The sequence below is a fragment of the Pandoraea norimbergensis genome, assembly GCF_001465545.3.
Classification (GTDB): domain Bacteria; phylum Pseudomonadota; class Gammaproteobacteria; order Burkholderiales; family Burkholderiaceae; genus Pandoraea; species Pandoraea norimbergensis.
Genome location: NZ_CP013480.3, coordinates 948,879 through 970,385, shown reverse-complemented (window position 1 = coordinate 970,385; position 21,507 = coordinate 948,879). Strand labels below are relative to the sequence as shown.

The 21,507-nt window shown below is 63.5% G+C and carries 18 protein-coding genes; 15 read left to right on the top strand and 3 right to left on the bottom strand.

Annotated features, from left to right (window positions below; translation table 11 throughout):
• Positions 1–161: 161 nt before the first annotated feature.
• The 5 genes from AT302_RS04350 to AT302_RS04330 all read left to right on the top strand — a co-directional run bounded on the left by AT302_RS04350 (position 162) and on the right by AT302_RS04330 (position 7,430).
• Positions 162–947, top strand: coding sequence for a DUF3050 domain-containing protein (locus tag AT302_RS04350; protein WP_058380096.1), 786 nt, complete (start codon positions 162–164; stop codon positions 945–947).
• A 102-nt stretch (positions 948–1,049) separates the two neighbouring features.
• The gene (locus tag AT302_RS04345) at positions 1,050–1,973 is read left to right on the top strand and encodes a diiron oxygenase (protein ID WP_058377376.1); all 924 of its coding nucleotides are present in this window, start codon (positions 1,050–1,052) and stop codon (positions 1,971–1,973) included.
• A 10-nt stretch (positions 1,974–1,983) separates the two neighbouring features.
• Positions 1,984–5,568, top strand: coding sequence for an amino acid adenylation domain-containing protein (locus AT302_RS04340; RefSeq protein ID WP_058377375.1), 3,585 nt, complete (start codon positions 1,984–1,986; stop codon positions 5,566–5,568).
• A gap of 54 nt (positions 5,569–5,622) precedes the next feature.
• A complete protein-coding gene (locus AT302_RS04335) occupies positions 5,623–6,114 on the top strand; it encodes an SRPBCC family protein (protein WP_058377374.1) in 492 nt (163 codons plus the stop codon).
• Between the two features lie 89 nt (positions 6,115–6,203).
• A complete protein-coding gene (locus tag AT302_RS04330; RefSeq protein ID WP_058377373.1) occupies positions 6,204–7,430 on the top strand; it encodes an aminotransferase-like domain-containing protein in 1,227 nt (408 codons plus the stop codon).
• A gap of 72 nt (positions 7,431–7,502) precedes the next feature.
• On the opposite strand, the gene AT302_RS04325 is transcribed toward AT302_RS04330, so the two are convergent.
• Positions 7,503–8,417, bottom strand: a complete 915-nt coding sequence (locus AT302_RS04325; protein ID WP_058377372.1) for a LysR family transcriptional regulator — start codon at positions 8,415–8,417, stop codon at positions 7,503–7,505.
• A 205-nt stretch (positions 8,418–8,622) separates the two neighbouring features.
• Between AT302_RS04325 and AT302_RS04320 the strand changes: the two genes are divergently transcribed.
• Positions 8,623–9,705 carry a sigma-54-dependent Fis family transcriptional regulator gene (locus AT302_RS04320; protein ID WP_058377371.1) on the top strand — a complete coding sequence of 361 codons (1,083 nt, stop codon included), beginning with the start codon at positions 8,623–8,625 and terminating at the stop codon, positions 9,703–9,705.
• Positions 9,706–9,880: 175 nt separating this feature from the next.
• On the opposite strand, the gene AT302_RS04315 is transcribed toward AT302_RS04320, so the two are convergent.
• Positions 9,881–10,879: an aldo/keto reductase gene (locus tag AT302_RS04315; protein WP_058377370.1), complete on the bottom strand. Its 999-nt coding sequence runs from the start codon at positions 10,877–10,879 to the stop codon at positions 9,881–9,883.
• A gap of 409 nt (positions 10,880–11,288) precedes the next feature.
• Between AT302_RS04315 and AT302_RS04310 the strand changes: the two genes are divergently transcribed.
• The 6 genes from AT302_RS04310 (at position 11,289) to AT302_RS04285 (ending at position 16,613) form a co-directional block, all read left to right on the top strand.
• Positions 11,289–12,071 (top strand): 4'-phosphopantetheinyl transferase family protein, encoded by a 783-nt coding sequence (locus AT302_RS04310; RefSeq protein WP_058377369.1) that lies wholly within the window; start codon positions 11,289–11,291, stop codon positions 12,069–12,071.
• A gap of 105 nt (positions 12,072–12,176) precedes the next feature.
• Positions 12,177–12,806, top strand: coding sequence for a glutathione S-transferase family protein (locus tag AT302_RS04305; protein ID WP_058377368.1), 630 nt, complete (start codon positions 12,177–12,179; stop codon positions 12,804–12,806).
• Positions 12,807–12,951: 145 nt separating this feature from the next.
• Positions 12,952–13,425, top strand: coding sequence for a hypothetical protein (locus AT302_RS04300; RefSeq protein ID WP_064675032.1), 474 nt, complete (start codon positions 12,952–12,954; stop codon positions 13,423–13,425).
• Between the two features lie 181 nt (positions 13,426–13,606).
• Positions 13,607–14,389, top strand: a complete 783-nt coding sequence (locus tag AT302_RS04295) for an alpha/beta hydrolase (protein WP_058377367.1) — start codon at positions 13,607–13,609, stop codon at positions 14,387–14,389.
• Positions 14,390–14,529: 140 nt separating this feature from the next.
• Positions 14,530–15,204, top strand: coding sequence for a heavy metal response regulator transcription factor (locus AT302_RS04290; RefSeq protein ID WP_058377366.1), 675 nt, complete (start codon positions 14,530–14,532; stop codon positions 15,202–15,204).
• A gap of 11 nt (positions 15,205–15,215) precedes the next feature.
• Positions 15,216–16,613: a heavy metal sensor histidine kinase gene (locus tag AT302_RS04285; protein ID WP_058377365.1), complete on the top strand. Its 1,398-nt coding sequence runs from the start codon at positions 15,216–15,218 to the stop codon at positions 16,611–16,613.
• Positions 16,614–16,631: 18 nt separating this feature from the next.
• Here the strand turns inward: AT302_RS04285 and pdxR are convergent, their stop codons facing one another.
• Entirely contained in the window at positions 16,632–18,218 is a 1,587-nt protein-coding gene (pdxR, locus tag AT302_RS04280; protein ID WP_058377364.1) for a MocR-like pyridoxine biosynthesis transcription factor PdxR, read from the bottom strand.
• A gap of 299 nt (positions 18,219–18,517) precedes the next feature.
• Here pdxR and tauA point away from each other — a divergent pair, with 299 nt between their 5' ends.
• The 3 genes from tauA (at position 18,518) to AT302_RS04265 (ending at position 21,422) form a co-directional block, all read left to right on the top strand.
• Positions 18,518–19,576 (top strand): taurine ABC transporter substrate-binding protein, encoded by a 1,059-nt coding sequence (gene tauA, locus AT302_RS04275; protein ID WP_058377363.1) that lies wholly within the window; start codon positions 18,518–18,520, stop codon positions 19,574–19,576.
• Between the two features lie 73 nt (positions 19,577–19,649).
• Positions 19,650–20,474 carry a taurine ABC transporter ATP-binding protein gene (locus AT302_RS04270; protein WP_058377362.1) on the top strand — a complete coding sequence of 275 codons (825 nt, stop codon included), beginning with the start codon at positions 19,650–19,652 and terminating at the stop codon, positions 20,472–20,474.
• 24 nt (positions 20,475–20,498) lie between these two features.
• The gene (locus AT302_RS04265; protein WP_237172058.1) at positions 20,499–21,422 is read left to right on the top strand and encodes an ABC transporter permease subunit; all 924 of its coding nucleotides are present in this window, start codon (positions 20,499–20,501) and stop codon (positions 21,420–21,422) included.
• The last annotated feature ends 85 nt before the right edge of the window (positions 21,423–21,507 follow it).

Here is a 21,507-nt window from a genome sequence, read left to right as displayed (position 1 = left end):
CCCCTTCCAAACCCGGCGAAATTTATCTCGAAGCCCGAGATACTTACGTTTCGAAGCATTGGTATCGAACTTGCTAATCCTTGCACGCGACGACGAGAACGTCGCGCAGCGCTCCCCTCGCGCAGGTTGAACTCATCTTCATTACCTCAAGGATGCTTACCGTGGACAAGATCGAATACCTCGAACGGCAGATCAAGGAACATCACGCGACGCTCGCACACCACCCCGTGTTTCACTCCATCGAATCGATACAAGGTTTGCAGGTCTTCATGGAGTGGCACGTCTTCGCGGTCTGGGATTTCATGTCACTGGTCAAGCGTCTCCAGGCCGACCTCACCACGATCACGCTGCCGTGGGTTGCCCCGCGCAACATTCACGCGGCGCGCCTGATCAACGAAATCGTGCTGGGCGAAGAGTGTGACGACACCCCGCAGGGCCCGATGAGCCACTTCGATCTCTACCTCGCTGCCATGCGCGACGTGGGCGCCGATACGCGCCAGATCGCCCAGATGATCGATCTGGTGAAAAAGGGCAACAGCGTGAGCGCATCGCTCGTGACCGTCGGTGCCCCGGCCCCGGTCGTACGCTTCGTCAACTCGACTTTCGCCACCTGCTATGAAGGCGCCACGCACCAAGTGCTCGGCAACTTCTTCTACGGCCGCGAAAACGTGATCCCCGACATGTTCCGCACGCTGCTCGACGGCTGGAAGATCGACGCGAAGAGCGTGCCGCTGCTCACCTACTACCTCGATCGCCATATCGAAGTCGACTCGGGCGAACACGGCCCGGCCGCGCGCGCCATGATCGTCGAAGCCGCGCAGGGCGAAGAGCGTCTGATGATCGAAGCCCTCGAAGCGGGACTGCGCGCCATCGACGAGCGCCTGCGCCTGTGGGACGGCCTGCACGAACACATCGTGGCGCTGCAAAAGGAAGCCGTCGCCGCCTGAGTGCCGAGTTCTGGCGGGTCGTCGCTCTCACCCGCAGCCCCCGGGCGGACGCCCCCCGGTCCGCCCAGCTTTTCGCCAGTCCCCACGATCCGAGGCAACGCCATGTCATTGCAGAGTTACGTCAGCCACGCTGACCAATGGGAGCAACGCGCCACGATCCGCTCGCGCCCGCGCCGTATCGTCGAAGACGACGAGCTGAGCTACTACCCGGTCGAGCGCCAGCCGCTCTACGCGCATCCGGCGGTGATCGATGCCGGGCGCGACGTGCAGGAATACATCCTGCTGCAAAGCTTCTACAAGTACATCAACGACGTCATCATCTTCGAGACAGAAATCGTCAACAAGACCGCACTTGCCATCGCCAAGTTGCGCTTTCCGTTCGAATTTCCGTTTGCCTGCCGCAGCGACGCGATGTCGGTCGTGATTGATGAGAACTACCACGCCTACGTGGCGATGGACTATCTCGATCAAGTGGAGCGCAACACTGGCATCGCCCCCATCGAGCAGAACCGCGAAATCGAACTCTCGCGCGCCATTCCCCGTGCGATGGAATACGTGCCCGCCCAATACGCCGCCGGCATGGAACTGCTGGGCGTGGCCATCTCCGAGAACACCGTGACGGCCGAAGTCGCCGCCTTCTCGCGCGACAACACGCTCAAGCGCTCGGTTAAGGGCGTGATGGCCGATCACCTCGCCGACGAGGGCCGTCATTCAGTGTTCTGGATCAATCTGGTCAAGCTCTACTGGCAGTCGATCGACGAGACGGCGCGCATCGAACTCGGCCGAGGCCTGCCGTTCTTCCTCACGGAATACCTCACGAACGAGCTGCAACTCGAATTCGACCGCCGTCTGATCAGCACGCTCGCGCTGCCGGCCGCCACGCGCGAACAGATCGCTAACGACATGGTCGGTGCGTACCCCATCACGAATCAGCACCCGATGATCGTCAACATCCGCAAGTTTCTGAAGATGGCCGGCCTGCTCGATCACGAACCCACCCGCGCCGCTGTTGCGCAATACCTCTGAGGACCGGGCCATGAGAGCGATTTCCTTCGCCGTCGTCGGTAACAACCGTCTGGGCGCACGTGTGTTTCAGGCACTCCACGACATGGGCCACGACGTGAGCCCCGCCTGCGCCGATGCCGGCCCCTTGCGTGATATCGCCGAGCAGTTGGGCGCCGCCGTGCCCGCCGCCGGCACGGTACTGAGCGGCATCGAGTGGCGCATCGAGTGCGGCGCGGCCGATCCGAAAGTCGGCTGCGAGGCACAACACGGTCTCACTTTCACTGCCCGCGCCCCGGCGTTTCCGCCCACGCGGGCCGATCTCGCGTGGCAGTGGTCAGGCCCGAAGGGAATCGCCGACGTCGTGACCAGCGTCTGCCAGTTTGGCGAACCCGTATGCGGTGCCGATCTGGCCGCGCAGATCGATATCGAAGCCGAAGCCCTGCTCGTAGATACGGTGAGCCGCCTCGGCCGCGACTCGCTTTCGCTCGACGACCTTAAACCGGCAAAGAAGAAGCCCGGCGGCGTCGCCCTCGACTTGCATCAGCTGTCCGGCTGGCATCTGACGAACGAAACCGCGCGCGACGTCGTGCTCGAACCGTCGCTGCCGGAAATGGTGTCGCGCCGGGCCATTGCCACGCCGTCCGCGATTGCCCTGCGCGATGCCGACGGTGACGTCGACTACCGCACCTTCGTGGGCGCGTCGATGAAGCTCGCGTCGCAACTTGCCGCGTTGATTCCGGAAGCGTCAGCCGACGACGACGCCCCGCGTGTCATTGCCGTACGCCTGCGCAAGTCGCGCCTGCTGTACACGGCCATTCTGGGTGCCATCGGCGCGGGCGCAGCGTACGCGCCGCTCGACCCATCGTTCCCGCCCGACCGTGTGCGCCAGATTCTGGAACAAAGCCGCGCCGTCTGCCTGCTCACCGATGAAGACTTCGACGAGAGCGTGCTGGCGGGCCTCGACGTCAAGGTACTGCGCATCACGGCCCTCGACGCAAAGAACATCGATATCGCCAACACCTCGTGGCCGGTAGAACGTCAAGCCGATCGCACGCAGCGTTGCGCCATCACGATCTTCACATCCGGATCGACGGGCACGCCCAAGGGCGTCATGCTCACGCATCGCAACATCGTGCACTTCTGCCACTGGTATCGCGACTACATCGGCATGGATGCCAGTTCGCGCGTGTTGCAGTTCTGCACGGTGGCCTTCGACGTTTCTCTGCTCGACATCTTCCCGACGTTCCTCGCGGGCGCAACGCTCGTGATCCCGACGGAAGAACAGCGCCACGCGCTGGATGACCTGAGCGCACTCATCGCCGACGAAGCGCTGACGCATGCGTTCTTGCCGCCCGCCCTGCTCGCCGTGATGCCGGACGCCGAATGGCCTGCGCTGCGTCACCTGCTGACCGGCGGCGACGTCTGCTTCCCGGAGACCATCGCGCGCTGGAGCCAAGGGCGTGAATTCCACAATATCTTCGGCCCGGCCGAGTGCACGGTGCTCGTCACCATCGCACGCCTGAAGGCGGGCGACAGCAACCGCATGATCGGCCGCCCGATTGCCAATGTGCGCTGCTATGTGCTCGACGAAGCGGGCGAACCTGCACTGACCGGGCAACCGGGCGAGTTGTGTGTGGCGGGTGCCGGTGTTGCCGACGGTTATCTGCACCGACCGGACCTGACGCAAAACAGCTTCGTGCCCAACCCGTTTGCGCAAGCCGACGGCGTATGGCCTGCCGCCAGCGACGAGACGCTGTATCGCACCGGCGACATCGTGCAGTGGGATGACAGTGGCGTGCTGCACTTCGTGGGCCGCCGCGATGCGCAGGTGAAGATTCGCGGCTTCCGCGTGGAAATGGGCGAAATCGAAGGGGCCGTGCTGGCCACCGGCCTCTACGGCCAGTGCGCTTGCGTGGTGGACGACCGCAAACGCATTCGTGGCTTCGTCGCCCGCCCCGGGTCGACACAGGCAAGCGGCGACGCAGTACGCGAACAACTTGCCGCGCGTCTGCCCGATTACATGGTGCCGTATGAGATCGTGGTGCTCGACGCCCTGCCCGCCACCAACAACGGCAAGATCGACCGGGGTGCGCTTTCGCGCATGCCGGCGCAGCGCGTCGTGACTGCGACGGACGACGAACCGCTCACCGAAACGGAAACGCAGTTGCGCGCCCTCTGGGCACGGTTGCTCGATCTCGAACCGTTCGAAATTGGCCGCGACGATTCGTTCTTCAATCTTGGCGGCCACTCGCTGTTGGTCTCGCGCCTGATGCTGGCCGTGAAGAAGGAGTTCGGCGGCAATGCGCCGCTGGCACGCTTCATGGAACGCCCGACCGTGGGCGCATTGGCCTCGCTGCTGACCAGCGACGATCTGAAGAAGGGCGAACGCATTCCGCAGCGCGTCTTCGACGACATGGCACTGCCGGAGGAGATTCGCCCGGTGGATGGACTGCGTCCGACACCCGACGGTGCCAAGGCGATTCTGCTGACGGGTGCCAACGGTTTCCTCGGCACGTTCATCGCAGCGGAGCTGATCGCGCAGACGTCCGCCGTCGTGCACTGCATGGTGCGCGCGCCCAGTCAAAAAGACGGCGAAGGCCGGCTCGCACAAGCGCTGCATGCCAACGGTCTCGGCGCGCTGATCGGGCACCCACGCCTGAAGGTCGTGCTCGGCGATCTGGCCAAGCCGCATCTCGGGCTCACTCCCGACGCATGGCACGCGCTCGCGCGCGACATCGACGCGATTTATCACAACGGTGCGCACGTCAACCACGTCTACGACTACCCGTATCTGTACGACGCGAATGTGGGTGCCACGCTCGAACTGCTGCGGCTCGCCTGCGAGTACCGCAACAAGTCGATGCACTTCGTCTCCACGCTGTCGGCAGCGAGTGCCATGGACGACAAGGGCCACGTCCTCGAAGCCGGTCCTGCGCGCAATGCCCCGGCGTTCGTGAACAACGGCTACAACGTGACGAAGTGGGTCGCGGAGCATCTGGTTTGGGAAGCCGCCGAGCGAGGCGTCGACGCGACCATCCTGCGCCCGGGCAACATCACCGGCGTGGCGAGTTCCGGGCTGTGCCAGCCCACCCGCAATCGCATCCTGCTGCTCGTGAAGGGGTCGCTGCAACTGGGTGCGGCACCGGCCGGCGACACCGATTTCGACTTCACACCGGTCGACTTCCTCGCGCACGCTGCGGTGCGTTGCACGACCGACCCGCAGCGCGAGCTGCGCGTGTTCCACCTGCAAAATCCGCAGCCGCTGACGTGGGAAGACTATCTCGGCGCGTTGGCACCCTGCGGCTATGCACTGGCGTTGGAAGAGCCCGCCGACTGGCGCAACCGCCTCACGTCGATCGATGAAACCAATGCGCTGTTCGATGTCGTGGCGTTCTATCTCGACGACAGTCAGGAAGACATCGGCGATATGGCACGCATTGCGCACCAGCGCACCGCCGAAACGCTTGGACGTCTGGGCGTCGCTTACCCGCGCAAAGACCCGCAGTTGCTGGCGGCGCACTTCAACTACCTGATCGAAAGCGGCTTTCTGCCGCTGCCGGCCACCGTCGACGAGCCGTACACACAACGAGAGCTGGACACCGAGCCGGCCGCCTGACCTCGTGGATTCAATGATTCTCGTGCAGTCCCTTCTTACCTCAAGGAGCACATCATGTTGCAAAAAGTCCGCACCGAGCTGCAACCCGACACGCTGATTCACAACCTGAGCACCACCGTGCATGCCGGCGTCGCGGATCTCGACGCCCCGGCACGCAAGGTGTGGGACGTGGTTGGCCGCTTCGACGGCTACAACCGCTTTGTCACCGGTCTGGAGTACATCCAGATGACCGGCACCGCCACCGGCCCGCGCTCGCTGCGCCACAAGCATTTCACCGGCGGCGACCTCGTGGTGGAGCAACTGAACACGCGCGACGATGCTGGCATGACGATGAGCTGGACGCTCATCTACACCACGTTCGACATCGGCAACATGTGGGCGTCGATGGAAGTCGTGCCGCGCGGTGACAACGGCTGTACCGCCACCTATCGCATCGTTGGCGAAGCCAAGTCCGGTAACCCGAAAGACCAGCCTGCGTTCGATGCCTTTGCCGTCGCGTTCCTGAAAATGGCGATGGACAACCTGCGCACGATGTTCAACGGCTGACCGGGACGCTGCGAGACGTTGGCTGCCCCTCGATCCTCCGCGGCGTTCGCTGCGGAGGATTTCTCACCTGCTTCGTCACGGACCGCCTCATGGACAGACATCTCCCGCCCGCCGGGCGCTGGCAACTTGCGATGCGCGCGCAACGCATGAAGCCGTCGTCGTTGCGAGAACTACTCAAGGTCGCCGAACGTCCCGACATCATCTCGTTCGCCGGTGGCTTGCCATCGCCCTATGCCTTGCCCGTCGAACGGCTGCGCGCTGCGGCCGACGACATTCTGCGTAACGACGCGACCGGCGCGCTGCAATACGGGCCCTCGGAAGGCTACACGCCGTTGCGCGAGGCCATCGCCGAGCGTCTGTCGATGGGTGGCACGCGCATCAACGCGTCTCAGATTCTCGTCACCACCGGCTCCCAGCAAGCGCTCGATCTCGTGGCCCGCGTACTCATCGACCCGGGTAGCCGCGTGCTGGTCGAAACACCGACGTACCTCGGTGCCGTCCAAGCGCTCGCGCAGTACGAACCGGCCTTCGAAGAGGTGCCGACCGACGCCGCCGGCCTGCTGCCCGACCGGCTCAGCGACGCCTCGATGCGCACCGCCCGCCTGCTCTACACGCAGCCCAACTTTCAAAATCCCACCGGGCGCACGCTGTCCCTTGAGCGGCGCATTGCGCTCGTCTCACGTGCCCACGACGCCGGGTTGCTGCTCGTCGAAGACGATCCCTATGGCGAGCTCGTGTACAGCGGACACACGCCGCCGTCGCTGCTCTCGATGGCGCCGGAGCGCGTCGTGCACCTTGGCTCGTTCTCGAAAGTGATTGCCCCGGGATTACGCGTCGGCTATCTGGTCGCGCCAGAGGAACTGATGATCAAGCTGTTGCAGGCCAAACAGGCGAGCGACCTGCATACCACCGGCCTCACGCAACGGCTTGCCCACGCGCTGCTCACCGACGGCGACTACGACGCTCACCTCACGGCCATTCGTCTGCGCTACCGCGCGCAATGCGCGCTGATGCTCAAATGTCTCGCGCAGTACATGCCCGACGGTGTTGCGTGGACGCGTCCCGCCGGTGGCATGTTCCTGTGGGTGACGTTGCCCGAACAAATCGACAGCGCGCACCTGTTCGAAGACGCCCTCAAACTTGGCGTCGCGTTCATCCCCGGCGCGTCGTTTCACGCCATCTCACCGCAAGCGAATACGTTGCGGCTGACGTTCGCGACCGCGACGCCCACGGAGATCGAAACCGGTATTGCGCGCCTGGCCGATGCCATCAAGGCACGCCTGAGAGAAACGGCGGTCTGCGTCGCCGTGCCCTGACGCTCACCCTGCCCCTGACCCGCTCCCTAACCGTCATCACGGTGCATTGGCCATTGCGCCCAGTGCACCGCCTCATGCACACGCCTGAAGCGTGGCATCCGTTTGTTCGGTCAATCCCAGATGCCGCGCAATTTGCCGGAACCGCGCGACGCAGGGGTTGGTTGTCGCTGCACTCCAGACCAGCGCAACATCAATGAACGGTGCCCGCAGCAACGGAATGAACTTCACGTTGTCCGCATGCGTGCTGCGCATCGAGTTGTGCACGAGCGCCACCCCGAGTCGTTGCCCGACCAAATTGACGATGGTCTGCTGAAAGTTCGTCTCCAGCCGCACCTGAGGCATAAAACCGGCCTGCCGGCAGTGTTCGGTGATGGTGTTGTAGATATACGGCGACGCCTCACGCGGCGAAATGATGAAAGAATCGTCCTTCAATTCGGCAACGGAGATCGCTGATCGAGACTCCAATCGATGTCCCGCCGGCAGCGCGGCCACCAGCGGCTCGCGAAAGATGGTTTCGGTGCACAGTTCGTCGGTCGCATCCGACGAATACATGATGCCCACGTCGAGCTTGCCGCTGCGCAGATCTTCCGCCAGCGTGGTCGGAATCGTTTCTCTGAGTTTGACTTCAATACGCGGGAAAGCCGCCGCATAGGCGCGCGTCAGGATCGGCAAGACACTGCAAGCGACCGCAAACATGAAGCCAGCCGATAGCGTGCCGGCGTCACCAAGTTCAGCGGCGCGCGCATGCGAGCGTGCGCGATCGAGTGTGGCGAGCACCGAGCGCGCGTCGCCATAGAAGCGTTGACCGGCGGCGGTGAGTTGCACGCTGCGCTGCGTTCGCTGGAACAACACCACGCCGAGCTCTTCTTCGAGCATGGCGATCTGTCGGGAGAGCGGGGGTTGCGAGATATGCAAAAGACTCGCTGCACGACCGAAATGCAGCGTTTCAGCCAGTACTACGAAATAGCGGAGTTGCCTCAGTTCCATGGAGCCTGCCCCTAAAAAGAACATCGGTTTCTATTCATAGCGAACCGGTATCAGTCATCACATCATATGGTATTGGAGGCCTCCGGCGAATCGAACTATGCTTGCTCTTGCTTTATGGAGCACCCCCCACGGCAGTCGCCATTTTGCGATCCGGTGCCGCCAAACGCGGCACATGCCACTTCCTATAAAGTTAATGAGAGACGCTATGACCGCCCACGATCCGCTGGACAGTTCAAACGCACACTTTCAGTCTTCACCACGTCCGTCGCTCGATCAGCTGTGTGGTGCCGACCCGACCATGCTGGCCACGTTGGCCCGTGCCCGCCTCCTCATCGATCGTCAACTGCCGATTCTGGTGCTCGGTGAAACCGGCACCGGCAAGGAATATCTCGCCCGTGCACTGCACGACTACAGCCTGCGCCGCCAAGCCGCCATGGTGTCGGTGAACTGCGGCTCCATCCCCGAGAACCTCATCGAAAGCGAACTCTTCGGCTACCAGCGCGGCGCATTCTCGGGCGCCTTGAACTCCGGCATGAAAGGCAAAGTCGTGCAGGCCGACGGCGGCACGCTGTTTCTCGACGAAATCGGCGATATGCCCGCAGCGCAGCAAACGCGATTGCTGCGGGTGCTCTCCGAGCGCGAAGTCACGCCTATCGGCTCGGCCAGACCCATCGCCGTCGACCTGCAACTCGTTTGCGCAACGCACCAGAATCTGGAGTCGCGCGTACAGGCCGGGCTATTTCGTGAAGATCTTTACTACCGCATTGCGGTCGGCATCGTGCATCTGCCACCGCTACGCGTACGGCATGACCGCGACTGGCTGCTCGGCGCCATGATTGCCACCGAATCGCGCGGCACCGCCAATCTCGATTCGCTCGATCGCGAAGCACGCGAGCTGCTGCTGTCGTATTCATGGCCGGGCAACCTGCGCCAGATGCGCACGGCCGTGCAATATGCCTGTGCGGTCAAGAGCGACGACACCATCCGCGTGCGCGATCTACCGGCCAATCTGCTGCAAAGCGTCAGCCGTCAGGCCACCAGCGCCGCTCCGGTGGCCGCCGCGATGCCGGGTCTCATTCAACCCACGCCACTGGCCTCGCTTTCACCCATCGCCAACGGCGAACGCGAGATCATCATTCGCGTGCTCTCCGAGCGTCGATGGAATATTTCTGCCGCCTCGCGCGAACTCGGCATCTGCCGCACGTCGCTCTACCGGAAGCTTCGCGAACTGCACATCCCCCACGTTCGCGACATGGGCAGCGACGCCCTGCTCGGCTCGCATCGCTGATGCTTCGCCATTCACCCTACGGTCCGTCTCTGACATGGCAAGCGGCACGTCCGATGTTTGGACGTAAAGCTCCAGACATTTCCCGCAATGCAGCAGACGGGTGACGGCCCGCCTGCTCCCTTCCTTTGCGCGCGAACGTGTGAACGTGTGAACGTGTGAGCGCGAGTTCGCCGCGTCAGGCCCGGTCTGCCAGTAACGCCATCATTGCGGAGTCCTTGTAGCGCGGCCCCGTCGTCGCGCCGGCCGGCATCTGCGCGTCGAGTGCGCGCAGGATTCCCGCATCGATACGCGCGGTCGCCGCCCCCAGGTTTTCTTCCAGCCGGGCGATGCTGCGCGTACCGGGAATCGGCACGATGTCGTTACCGCGCGAGAGCACCCATGCCAGCGCGAGCTGCGCGGGCGTCACGCCGGCCTGCGCGGCGTAGGCCGCCAGCGTTTGCGCCAAACGCATGTTGGCCGCGAAATTCTCGCCTTGGAGACGCGGATCGGAGGTGCGGCGCGAATCGCCTTCGGGGAAATCTTCCGCGCGGCGTGCCGTGCCGGTCAGAAAGCCTCGCCCTAACGGGCCAAACGGCACGAGGCCAATGCCCAACTCACGCAGGCAGGGCAGAATTTCGGCTTCGAGATCGCGATGGAATAACGAGTATTCGCTTTGCAGCGCGCTGACCGGATGCACGGCGTGGGCGCGGCGAATCGTGCGTTCGCTCGCTTCAGATAAGCCGAAGTAGCGCACTTTCCCCGCGCTGACGAGCTCACCGACGGCGCCCGCTACGTCTTCGATCGGCACGTTCGGATCGACGCGGTGTTGATAGAGCAGGTCGATATAGTCAGTGCCCAGACGCGCGAGACAGCCATCGACAACGGCGCGAATGTGCTCGGGCCGGCTATCGGCCCCGGTCACGGCACCGTTATCGAAACGGAATCCGAACTTTGTCGCGATGACGGCTTTTTCGCGCCGCCCTTTGAGCACACGCCCGAGCAACTGCTCGTTGACGAACGGCCCATAGACTTCGGCCGTGTCGAAAAAATTACAGCCGAGTTCCAGCGCCCGTTCTATTACGCGAACCGATTCGGTGTCGTCAGCCGGACCATAGGCGTAGCTCATGCCCATGCACCCGAGGCCCAAGGCGGGCACTTCCAATCCCTGCGTCCCCAGCCGTCGTTTTGGCAGCATCGTGTCGCTCCTGTGCGATGTCGTGCGATGTGGTGTCGATTGATGTGAAGCCTTGCCCTGATGTCCCCGATACGGGCGCACCAGTGCACACGCTCACAATGCAAGTTTCGAACCATTGCGCACCTCGTCGCACCGCGCACCGGGTGAATACCGCATGGCGACTGGTTTTACCGTGGATGCGTCGTTTTTCGAACGCGCGTTGGAAGTCTGGGGAGAACAACACATACGGGTGCGACATCTGTCGCAACACGCGACAGGTGTCCATGCCGGTGAGACAGTGCGCCGAACGTATTCCCGTTTCAGGTGGCGATTCCAGAGTCATTTCATCCTCGGTATGGCCGCATGGCATCCGAATTGCTTGGAGTCCGTTATTTCGTCCCTGCCCGTCACGCACGGGTGACTCATTACAATGACCGAAATCAATACGGCAAGTCAGGCGAGCACGGGGCTCGCCCTGTATGGCGAAACGCGCAGCATCATGGCCCGCTTCTCGGGCTGGCTGACGCATCTGACCGCCGACGAGCAATGTCGCGCACGCGCCTTTTCCCGACCGGCCGATCGGCAGGATTATGTTGCGGCGCACATTCTTGCGCGCGTCGCTGCCGCCCGTGTAACCGGCGTCACGAGTGCGGCGGGCGATCTGGCGCGCACATATGCGCTGGTGCAGCGCTGCGAGCAATGCGGCGGTGCACACGGGCGCCCGCATCTGCCCGCACATCCCGGGCTGCACATCAGCCTGAGTCATACGCGTGGCGCCGTCGCCGCCGCGTGTGCCATCGAGCCGGTCGGCATCGATGTCGAACACTGGGATCAGGCACTGTCCGTCGATCTGGACCTCGGTGATCTGTCGGAAGACATGGGCATCACGGGCAGCGAACGCGACCGCCTCGCCGCCTTCGCGAGCGTGGCGCTCACACACCATGCGCCGTCACCCCGTGCCTTGGCGTGGCTGCGACTGTGGACCCGCAAAGAAAGTCTGGTGAAAGTGGGCGTCACGACGCTCTCTGGTCTGGGCAGCGTCGATCTTTCCGGCCTGCCGATGAGCGAAGCCCCCTTGCGCGCGTGGCAGCGGCGCGTCGCGCACGGCATCTGGTCGATGACCGACTGGCTGGACCCTGCCATGCGCATCAGCGGCACGGTGACCTGTACCGGGGCGGTCACCATCGAGCAGATCGAGGCAGTCGAGGCATAGGGCGGGCCGACTGTTCCGGTCATATGGCGTGGCAACTGTACCTGTCGCCTTGTAGCAGAACGCCGCTAGAATCGGTTCACCTGTCACCCATCCAAGGTGGTTCTCATGATTCGCGTACTCGGCCGACCGGGGTCCATCAACGTGCGCAAGGTGCACTGGCTCTGCCATGAACTCGACGCGCCATTCGTCAACGAACCTTGGGGCGACGCCACGGGCACGCTGTCGCTCGCCGACCCGGGTTTCATCGCCCTGAACCCAAACCGGATGGTGCCGGTGATTGACGACAGCGGCTTCGTGATGTGGGAGTCGAACAGCATCCTGCGCTATCTGGCGGCCACACGCGGCAGCAGCGCGCTGTACCCGGCGGCACCGCGCCAGCGCGCCCGCGTCGATCAGTGGATCGACTGGCAGGCGGCCGATCTGAATCCCGCATGGCGCTATCCATTCATGTCGCTGGTGCGCCGCGCACCGGGCTACGACAATCCAGCCACGCTAGACACCAGTGTGCAGCGCTGGTGTGACCTCATGACCGTACTCGACCAGCAACTGCGAGCCACCCAAGCCTTCGTCTGTGGCGAGACGTTCACGCTCGCAGACGTCCCCATCGGCTTATCGGTGCACCGCTGGTTCAGCACCCCCATCGAGCATCCGCCGCTGGACGCCGTGACGGCTTACTACGACCGGCTATCACAACGGGAAGGCTTTCGCCTGTACGGACGAAACGGCACGCCATGAAAGGCAATGAAAGGGACCGGAAGGCTATGAACTTTGAGAGGCCGGGAAACTGGCACAGACACGCCACTTGTTGTAGATTTCGTTTCAACAGACAGAACCATCGGAGTTCTGCACCGGATCATTAGGATTGCTGAAAGGAACGACCATGAGAATCGACAGTGGCCTGAGTTATCTGGGCGCCAACGGCACGCAGTCTCCCGCAGCCGCGAAGCGCACCGACGCCTCTTTCGCAGCGGCACTCGCTGCCACGACGCAATCGCCGACACACATCAGCAGCACGCCGTCGCAGAAAACCGCAGAGTCCAAGCAGACTGACTTTACGAGCATGACCCGGCAACAGATGCGCGACTGGGTCAACACGCAGATTCAAAGCGGGCAGATGTCGCTCGACGACAGCGCGCCGTTGATGGCCATGACGATGAAGATTTCCGTCGACACGGGTATCGAAGTCCCGGCCGGCAGCGATGCCGAGCAGATCGACTTCACCAGCCGGGCCCGTCAGGGGATTGCCGCCGCCCTGTCGCGCAACGAACCCGAGAATGCCAAGCGCTTGCAGGTCGCGCTCGACCTCCTGCTCAAGCATCAGGGCGAGACGTTCGGCGTGAATACCCACGCCTGACGCTTCGTTTTTCGCCCGCTTCCGTCGCCCCGCCCCCGGTAGAGCGCTCCGTTGGCGGCCCACACGGCTGTCATTTCTTTGTAATCCCTGTGCAAGCCCGGTGTGGGAGGCGGCTCCCTAGACTGGCATCGCGTGATCGGAAATCCGATCAAGCCCGTGCCACGCTTCAGGAGCCAACCCCATGCCGTACGCCGTCCGTTCTCTCATTGCCCAGTCTGCCGCTGCCCTCGCCTTGCTCGCGGGTGCTGCCGTCCCCGCCTTCGCCGCCCCCGCCGCTGCCCCCATCAAGAACATCGTGCTGGTGCACGGTGCGTTTGTCGGCGGTGCGGGCTGGCGCCCTGTCTACGACATCCTCGTCAAAGACGGTTACCACGTCACGCTGGTGCAAGAGCCGCTCACCTCGTTTGCAGAAGACGTGAGCGCCACCAAGCGCGTACTCGACACGCTCGACGGCCCGGCCGTGCTCGTGGGCCACAGCTACGGCGGTGCCATCATCACCGAAGCGGGCAACGACGCCCACGTCAAGGCGCTGGTCTACATCGCCGCGCATGCCCTCGATACCGGCGAGACTGAAGCCAGCAACGGCAAGAAGTATCCGAATGCCACCAAAGCGGTCGTCAAGACGGCCGACAACTACCTGTACCTGAACCCGGCTGACTATCCGGCGGACTTCGCCGCCGACCTGCCGCGCGCGCAGGCCGAATTCGAAGCCCATGCGCAGATGCCGACGTCGGCGTCCGTTTTCACCGCGAACATTCCCGACCCGGCGTGGAAGACCAAGCCGAGCTGGTACATGGTCGCCAAGGCCGACCGCATCATCAATCCGGATCTGGAACGTATGTATGCCGCCCGCGCGCATGCGCACACGGTAGAAATCGACGGCGCCAGCCATTCGGTCTACGAGTCGCATCCGAAGGAAGTCGCCGCACTTATCGAACAGGCTGCTGAACACGCCGGGGAGTGAGTTTCCGTTCACCTGAGCGCCGCAGGCCACACCTCGCCAAAACGGCTATGCTGTGGCCAGCGGCCCGCCGGCATCACCGCGTGCCGCCACGCCACCGCTTCGCCTCCACGCCACTACGCCACTACTTACGCCGCGACATCATGCGAATTCTTGTCATCGAAGACGAAGCCAAGACGGGTGACTACCTGCGTAACGGGCTGACCGAAGCGGGCTATGTCGTGGATATCGCGACCGACGGCATCGATGGTTTGCATCTCGCCACCGAGACTGCCTACGACCTGATTCTGCTCGACGTGATGATGCCCGCGATGGACGGCTGGACCGTCATGCGCAAACTCGGCGAACGCTCACGCACGCCGGTGCTGTTCCTGAGTGCGCGCGGCACGCTCGAAGACCGCCTCAAAGGGCTGGATCTCGGTGCCGACGATTACCTCGTCAAGCCCTTTTCGTTCGCCGAATTGCTCGCCCGCATCCGCATCATCCTGCGGCGCGGCCAACCGCAGGCGAGTGACGACGCACTTGTCGTCGGCGACCTGCGCATCGACGTCTCGCGCCGCCGTGTCGAGCGCGGCGGCACACGCATCACACTCACCCCCAAGGAATTCGCGTTGATGCGGTTCTTTGCCGAGCATCAGGGCGAAGTGCTGTCTCGCACCCTGATCGCGTCGCGCGTGTGGGACATGAATTTCGACAGCGACACCAATGTCGTCGATGTGGCGGTGCGCCGCCTTCGCCAGAAGATCGACGATCCGTTTTCGACCCGGCTCATTCATACGGTGCACGGTGTGGGCTATCGCTGCGAAAGCGAGTCGTGAGGCACCCCCCGATGCCAAACGCCAAGCGCCTCACCCTCTCCACCCGGCTCGCGTTGTCATTCGCGTTGCTCGCCTTCATCGCAACGGCGGGTGTCGGCTTCATGCTGAACTGGAAGCTCGAAGCGCAGTTGAGCGTGCGCGACGACGGCGCCCTCGTCACGCGCGTGGATCAACTGCGCACGCTGATGCAGGATGTGGACGCGCACGATCTCATTCGTGACAAGCCGCACCTGTTCGCCAATATGCTCGGCAACACCGAGTCATTACTGGTGGTCGGCTATCCGGGGGAAGCGCCGCTCATCAACGTCAACCCGGGGCATTCGCCGGTGCCCGCCATGCAACCGGTCGCGGCCGACGCGCCGCTCACACTGGCCGCCGTACGCCACACGACGATGCCCGATGGCACGCCGTTCATCTACGTCGCAGCGGCTGCGCACGGCGTCACGGGGCAGCGCGATTTGCAGATCGTCTCCGGCCGGTTGATGACAGAGCGAACGCAAATGCTGCACGACTATCGCCGCCAGATCGTGCTCTTCGCACTCGTTGGCGCTGTGCTCGCTGCCATGCTCGCGTTTGCGCTCGCCCGCTATGGCTTGCGGCCGTTGCGACGCCTTGCCGCGCAAACTGCTGCCATTGGTATCGGCACGCTTTCCACCCGCATCGAGCGGCACAATGCGCCGCCCGAACTCGATCCGCTGGTCGATGCCTTCAACGCCATGCTCGACCGGCTGGAGCGCGGCTTCACGCAGTTGAAGCAGGTCTCAGCCGACATGGCGCACGACCTGCGCACGCCGATTGCCAACCTGCTCGGCCAGACGGAAGTGGGATTGCGTCAGACGCGTGAGCCCGCCTATTACCAGCAACTGCTCGGCTCGAATTTTGAAGAGTTGCAGCGCTTGTCGAAGATGATCGACAACATGCTGTTTCTGGCGCGCGCAGAGCACGCCGACCATGCCATCGATCGGCAGTGCGTCGCACTCTCGGAAGAGCTGCCGCGTCTGGCGGAATACTTCGAAGGTCTGGCAGACGAACGTGGCATTCGTATGGAATGGCAAGGCGACGCGCATGTGCTCGCCGACGCCCAACTGCTGCGCCGTGCACTCGCCAACCTGATCGTCAACGCTATTCGATACGCCGACGCGGATACCGTCGTGCGCATCGGTGCCGAACAACACAAGGGTTCGACCGCATTGCACGTCGAGAGCTACGGCCCGACCATCGACGCCGCACATCGCGAGCGGCTGTTCGACCGGTTCTATCGTACCGACGCTGCCCGCCACCAGCCGTCCGGATCGAATGGACTCGGGTTGTCGATCGTGCGCAGCATCATGCAGTTGCACGGCGGCACGTGGGCCGTGCACAGCGAGGCGGGCGTGACGCGGTTTACGCTGATGTTCCCAGACGCATAAGCGCGCGCGCCCTCCTCATCACGCAGACTCGGCCATCGTTTCGCGCATCACCTGTGCGAGCGCAATAACGCCCGCTTCGATGTGTTCCGAACGGATCGATGAGAAGCCGAGCCGGAACATATTGCGCGGCGGCGCATCGCCCATGAAGAACACGTCGCCCGGCTCGATCAGAATGCCGCGCGCCTTGGCACGCAGCGCGAGCAGGTTTGCATTCAATCCCTCGGGACCACGCACCCAGCAAGAAGCGCCGCCTTTCACCCGCACGAACGTTGCCTCAGGCATGTGCGCACTCAAGGCTGCGGTCAGCACCTCGGCACGCTTGGCATAGGTATCGGCCAGACGCCGCAGCAGCGCGTCGTGATGCCCCAGCGCGAGGAACATCGAAAACGAGCGCTGAATGAACGCCGACGGGTGGCGAATCATCAGACGACGCAGCGCGCGCAACTCGGCCACAAGCGCCGCCGGCGCCACGATATAGCCGAGCCGCAGCCCCGGCGCGAACGACTTCGACAGGCTGCCGATGTAGATCACGCGATCGCTGCGATCCAGACTCTTCAACGCCGGAATCGGAATGTCCGAATAGCTGTTCTCGCTCTCGTAGTCGTCCTCGATCAGCACGAAGTCTTCGGTTTCCGCACGCCGCAGCAGTGCCTCGCGATGGGCGAGCGGCATCGTCGTCGTGGTAGGACACTGATGCGAGGGGGTGACATAGACGTAGTCGCACTGCGACAGATTGTCATCGACCGGCACGCCGAACTCGTCGACCGGCAAGCCGATCAGCTTCGGCGTGCGTATCGCGAAAATATTGCGCGCGTCGGGATAACCGGGGTCTTCGATGCCGACCGTCGTGCGCGCACCGACCAACAGGTCGGCCAGCAGGTACAGCGCCTGCTGCGCGCCATTGGTCAGTACGATCTCGTCCGCATCGGCCCACACGCCGCGACGCGGCAACACGCGAGTACGGATCTGCTGAATCAGCGTCTCGTCGTCGCGCGCAATCATGTCGGGCGCCCAGTCGCGAATCTCCATGATGGTGAGCGCCTTCTGACAGCACTCGCGCCAGTCGGCCGTCGGGAACATCGTGGGGTCGAACTGCCCGTAAATAAACGGGTACTGATACTGCTGCCAGTCGATGGGCTTGACGATGTTGCGCTGCCCCGATGGGCGAACCACGTACCGCCCCTCCCAATCGGGCGTCAGCGGGTCAAGCGGTGCGATGGTGCCAGCGGCGGCGCCCGCAGGCGTATCCCCTGCGCTACCGGCCGCATTGCGTGCGCTTGCACTCGCCGCCTCTCGCGATTCGGCACTTTGCGTGCCGACGCGCGGCGCAAGGATATCGCCATTGACGAAGTAACCGCGCCGCTCCCGCGCGATCAGATACCCCTCGTCGACCAATTGCTGATACGCCAGCACCACAGTGTTGCGCGCCACGCCCAGCCCTTCGGCCAACTCGCGCGACGACGGCACCGCAGCGCCGCGCATGAGCCGCTCGTCGAGAATCGCCGACACCAGCATCTGGCGGATCTGACTTTGCAAACTCATGCCGGCACGCGCCGACACCAGAAACAACTGGTTCCACATTGCCGCAGAAATCCGGCTCGACATCGCGTCCCCTTTCTTATTGATACTTCCAGAGCGTCAATTATTACTCATGGGACGGTGACGTTAATTCCGAATTCGGGTTTATCCGCAGTTTGGCTCCATCGCGTCCGATTCCAGCATTCATGCGGGTTAGCGGCCGATTCCGACCAAACGGAGCCAGTTGGCATCATCAAATGCGGCCAACTGGCTCTAACGAACAAAAATACGCGCGGCAATGATGCACTCACCTGACGCGGATTCGTAACCCTTACTGCGTCAACCCGAAAGTGTTCCACCGACAACCTATCGATTAGAGGTGAACCATGAATGGACTTCCGAACCGGCTGCGACGCGTCTTCGCCGCCACGGCGTTGGCGGCAGCAGCGCTGCCTGGGGTATTGGCACTCGGGCTGGCGGCACCGGCCACTGCGCAAGCGCAGGAGAAGGAGGTCACGATCGCTTACCAGCAGATCGTCGATCCGTGGCTGGTAGCGATGGCCAGCGGCGAGTTCGAGAAGACCACGGGTTACAAGATTCACTGGCGCCAGTTCGAATCGGGCGCGAAAGTCGCTACGGCGCTCGCCTCGGGTGACATCAAGATCGGCGTGCTCGGCTCCAGCCCGATGGCGGCAGCCGTCTCGCAGGGGCTGGATCTGCAACTGTTCTGGATCCTCGACGACATCAATCAGGCCGAGGCGATGGTCGTGCGCAATGCGTCGAACATCAAGACGCCGGCCGACCTCAAGGGCAAGAAGATCGGCGTGCCGTTCGTCTCGACCACCCACTACCACACGATGTTTGCCTTGCAGCAATGGGGCATCAAGCCGACGGAAGTCCAAGTGCTCAACATGCAGCCGAACCAGATCGTGGCGGCGTGGGAGCGTGGCGACATCGATGCCGCCTACGTGTGGGACCCTGCGCTCGCACAGATCAAGCAGACCGGCCACGTGCTCATCACCTCGGGCGAGTTGTCGAAGCAAGGCAAGCCGACGTTTGACGGTATTGCGGTTGACCGCAAGTGGGGCGAGGCCAACGCCGACTTCATGGCGAAGTTCGTGAAGGTGATTGCCGCCGCGGACGCGTCCTACCGCCAGAATCAGGCGGCATGGACGGCCACGTCGCCGCAGGTCAAAGCCATCGTGAAGACGATTGGCGGCAAGCCGGAAGACGTGCCGGGTGCGCTCTCGCTCTATGCCTACCCGTCGGCGCAGCAGCAAGCGTCGGCCGAATGGCTGGGCGGCGGCAAGAGCAGCCGTGCCGCCAAGGCACTCAAGGACACCGCCGAGTTCCTCAAGAGCCAGCAGAAGATCAACGAGGTCAAGCCCGACTACACGACGTACGTCACGTCGCGTTACGTCGACGCCGCGCTCAACCTGAAGTAAGCCGTGCCGGGGCCGCCACGCCCAGCGCGCGGCAGCCCCTCCCCGATCGATGGATCGACAGGAGAAGGGCTTCATGGAACAACTCATCGTCAACGACGTCAGCGTCGTCTACCCCGGCCGGCGCGCTGGCGAGCAAGTGCAGGCGCTCGCCCACGTCAATCTGACCATCGCGCCGCGCGACTTCGTGGTGGCGCTCGGCGCGTCGGGATGTGGCAAGACCACGCTGCTCAGCCTGATGGCCGGTTTCATCGCGCCGACGTCCGGCGAACTGCTGCTCGGCGACGCCCCCATCGAAGGCCCGGGTGCCGACCGCGGCGTGGTGTTCCAGAAACATGCGCTGCTGCCGTGGCTCAACGTCATGGAGAACACCGAGTTCGGCCTGAAGCTGCAAGGCGTGCCCAAGCAGGAGCGACGCGCCCGGGCGGCGCGCAATCTGGCGCTCGTGGGCTTGCAGGACTTCCACAACCACATGATTTACCAGCTCTCGGGCGGCATGCAGCAGCGCGTGGGTATTGCACGCGCACTTACCTGTAATCCGTCAATGCTGCTGATGGACGAGCCGATGGCTGCGCTCGACGCCCTCACGCGCGAAACCATTCAGGAGCTGCTGCTCGATGTGTGGCGCGAGACCGGCAAGATGATTTTCTTCATCACGCACAGCGTGGAAGAAGCGCTGTTCCTCGCCAGCCGCCTGATCGTCATGTCGCCCCGCCCGGGGCGCATCACGCATACCTACGAACTCGACTTCAACCAGCGCTATCTCGAATGCCGAGATGCGCGCGCGATCAAGTCGAGCCCGGATTTCATCGAGATGCGCGAGACCGTCCTCAGCATCATTTATGGCGACGAACGTGCCGGCCAGACCTCAGCGTCCGGTGCCAGTGCGGTCGCCGCCTGACCCAGCGCCGGAGCCGTTGCCATCATGATGACCAAACCCGTTGCTACCAGCCCGGCGCACGCGCCGGTCTCACCCACCGCAGCCGCCACGCCGAGCCCGCGCGCACGGCGCCAGCGTGGCCCCATCGCCCGGCTGTTTGCGCCGCGCCCCGTCAAGGCCGGTGAATCGTTCGGCGCACCGGGGCAAGGGCCCAGCCTGCTGATCAGCGTCGTCACCGTCGTGGCGTTACTGCTGGTGTGGGTTGCCATTACCTCGTCGGGCATGATCAAGCCGCTGTTTCTGCCGGGTCCGCGTGCCATCGTCGAGAAATTCATTCAGGTCTCGACCGAAGGTTTCGCTGGCTCCACGCTCTGGCAGCACACGCTCGCGAGCCTGTATCGCGTATTCGGCGCGTTCGCGCTGGCGTGTGTCACGGCGATTCCGGTCGGCATTCTGATGGGCGTGTCGCGCATCGGGCGCGGCGTGTTCGATCCGCCCATCGAGTTCTATCGCCCGTTGCCCCCGCTGGCGTACCTGCCGCTCGTGATCATCTGGTTCGGCATCGGCGAGTTTTCCAAAGTGTTCCTCATCTATCTGGCGATCTTTGCCCCGCTCGCGATTGCTGCGCGTGCGGGCGTGCGATCGGTCTCGATGGAACAGATTCACGCGGCGTATTCGATGGGCGCCTCGCCGCGCCAGATCGTCATGCACGTGATTGTGAAGTCTGCGTTGCCGGAGATCTTTACCGGCATGCGCATCGGCATCGGCGTGGGCTGGACCACGCTGGTGGCTGCCGAAATGGTGGCGGCATCCAGCGGCCTCGGTTTCATGGTGCTCAACGCCGCAGAGTTTCTCGCGTCGGACATCGTGATCATGGGGATCATCGTGATCGGTTTCTTCGCCTTCGGCTTCGATCTGATCATGCGTTATCTCGAGCGTGTGCTCGTGCCCTGGAAAGGCAAGGTGTAAGCGGCTCAGCAGTCTGTGGTCATTAGATAAGGCGCAGGGCGGCTCCCCCGGCCGCACCTGACGCCCAACGTGTATTCAGGAGGTT

Coding starts and splice junctions, on each gene's coding strand:
- AT302_RS04300 (WP_064675032.1), top strand. CDS start 12,952: ATGAGAATCGACAGTGGCCTGAGTTATCTGGGCGCCAACGGCACGCAG.
- AT302_RS04330 (WP_058377373.1), top strand. CDS start 6,204: ATGGACAGACATCTCCCGCCCGCCGGGCGCTGGCAACTTGCGATGCGC.
- AT302_RS04315 (WP_058377370.1), bottom strand. CDS start 10,879: ATGCTGCCAAAACGACGGCTGGGGACGCAGGGATTGGAAGTGCCCGCC.
- AT302_RS04340 (WP_058377375.1), top strand. CDS start 1,984: ATGAGAGCGATTTCCTTCGCCGTCGTCGGTAACAACCGTCTGGGCGCA.
- AT302_RS04285 (WP_058377365.1), top strand. CDS start 15,216: ATGCCAAACGCCAAGCGCCTCACCCTCTCCACCCGGCTCGCGTTGTCA.
- pdxR (WP_058377364.1), bottom strand. CDS start 18,218: ATGTCGAGCCGGATTTCTGCGGCAATGTGGAACCAGTTGTTTCTGGTG.
- AT302_RS04265 (WP_237172058.1), top strand. CDS start 20,499: ATGATGACCAAACCCGTTGCTACCAGCCCGGCGCACGCGCCGGTCTCA.
- AT302_RS04305 (WP_058377368.1), top strand. CDS start 12,177: ATGATTCGCGTACTCGGCCGACCGGGGTCCATCAACGTGCGCAAGGTG.
- AT302_RS04295 (WP_058377367.1), top strand. CDS start 13,607: ATGCCGTACGCCGTCCGTTCTCTCATTGCCCAGTCTGCCGCTGCCCTC.
- AT302_RS04335 (WP_058377374.1), top strand. CDS start 5,623: ATGTTGCAAAAAGTCCGCACCGAGCTGCAACCCGACACGCTGATTCAC.
- AT302_RS04325 (WP_058377372.1), bottom strand. CDS start 8,417: ATGGAACTGAGGCAACTCCGCTATTTCGTAGTACTGGCTGAAACGCTG.
- AT302_RS04270 (WP_058377362.1), top strand. CDS start 19,650: ATGGAACAACTCATCGTCAACGACGTCAGCGTCGTCTACCCCGGCCGG.
- tauA (WP_058377363.1), top strand. CDS start 18,518: ATGAATGGACTTCCGAACCGGCTGCGACGCGTCTTCGCCGCCACGGCG.
- AT302_RS04320 (WP_058377371.1), top strand. CDS start 8,623: ATGACCGCCCACGATCCGCTGGACAGTTCAAACGCACACTTTCAGTCT.
- AT302_RS04290 (WP_058377366.1), top strand. CDS start 14,530: ATGCGAATTCTTGTCATCGAAGACGAAGCCAAGACGGGTGACTACCTG.
- AT302_RS04345 (WP_058377376.1), top strand. CDS start 1,050: ATGTCATTGCAGAGTTACGTCAGCCACGCTGACCAATGGGAGCAACGC.
- AT302_RS04310 (WP_058377369.1), top strand. CDS start 11,289: ATGACCGAAATCAATACGGCAAGTCAGGCGAGCACGGGGCTCGCCCTG.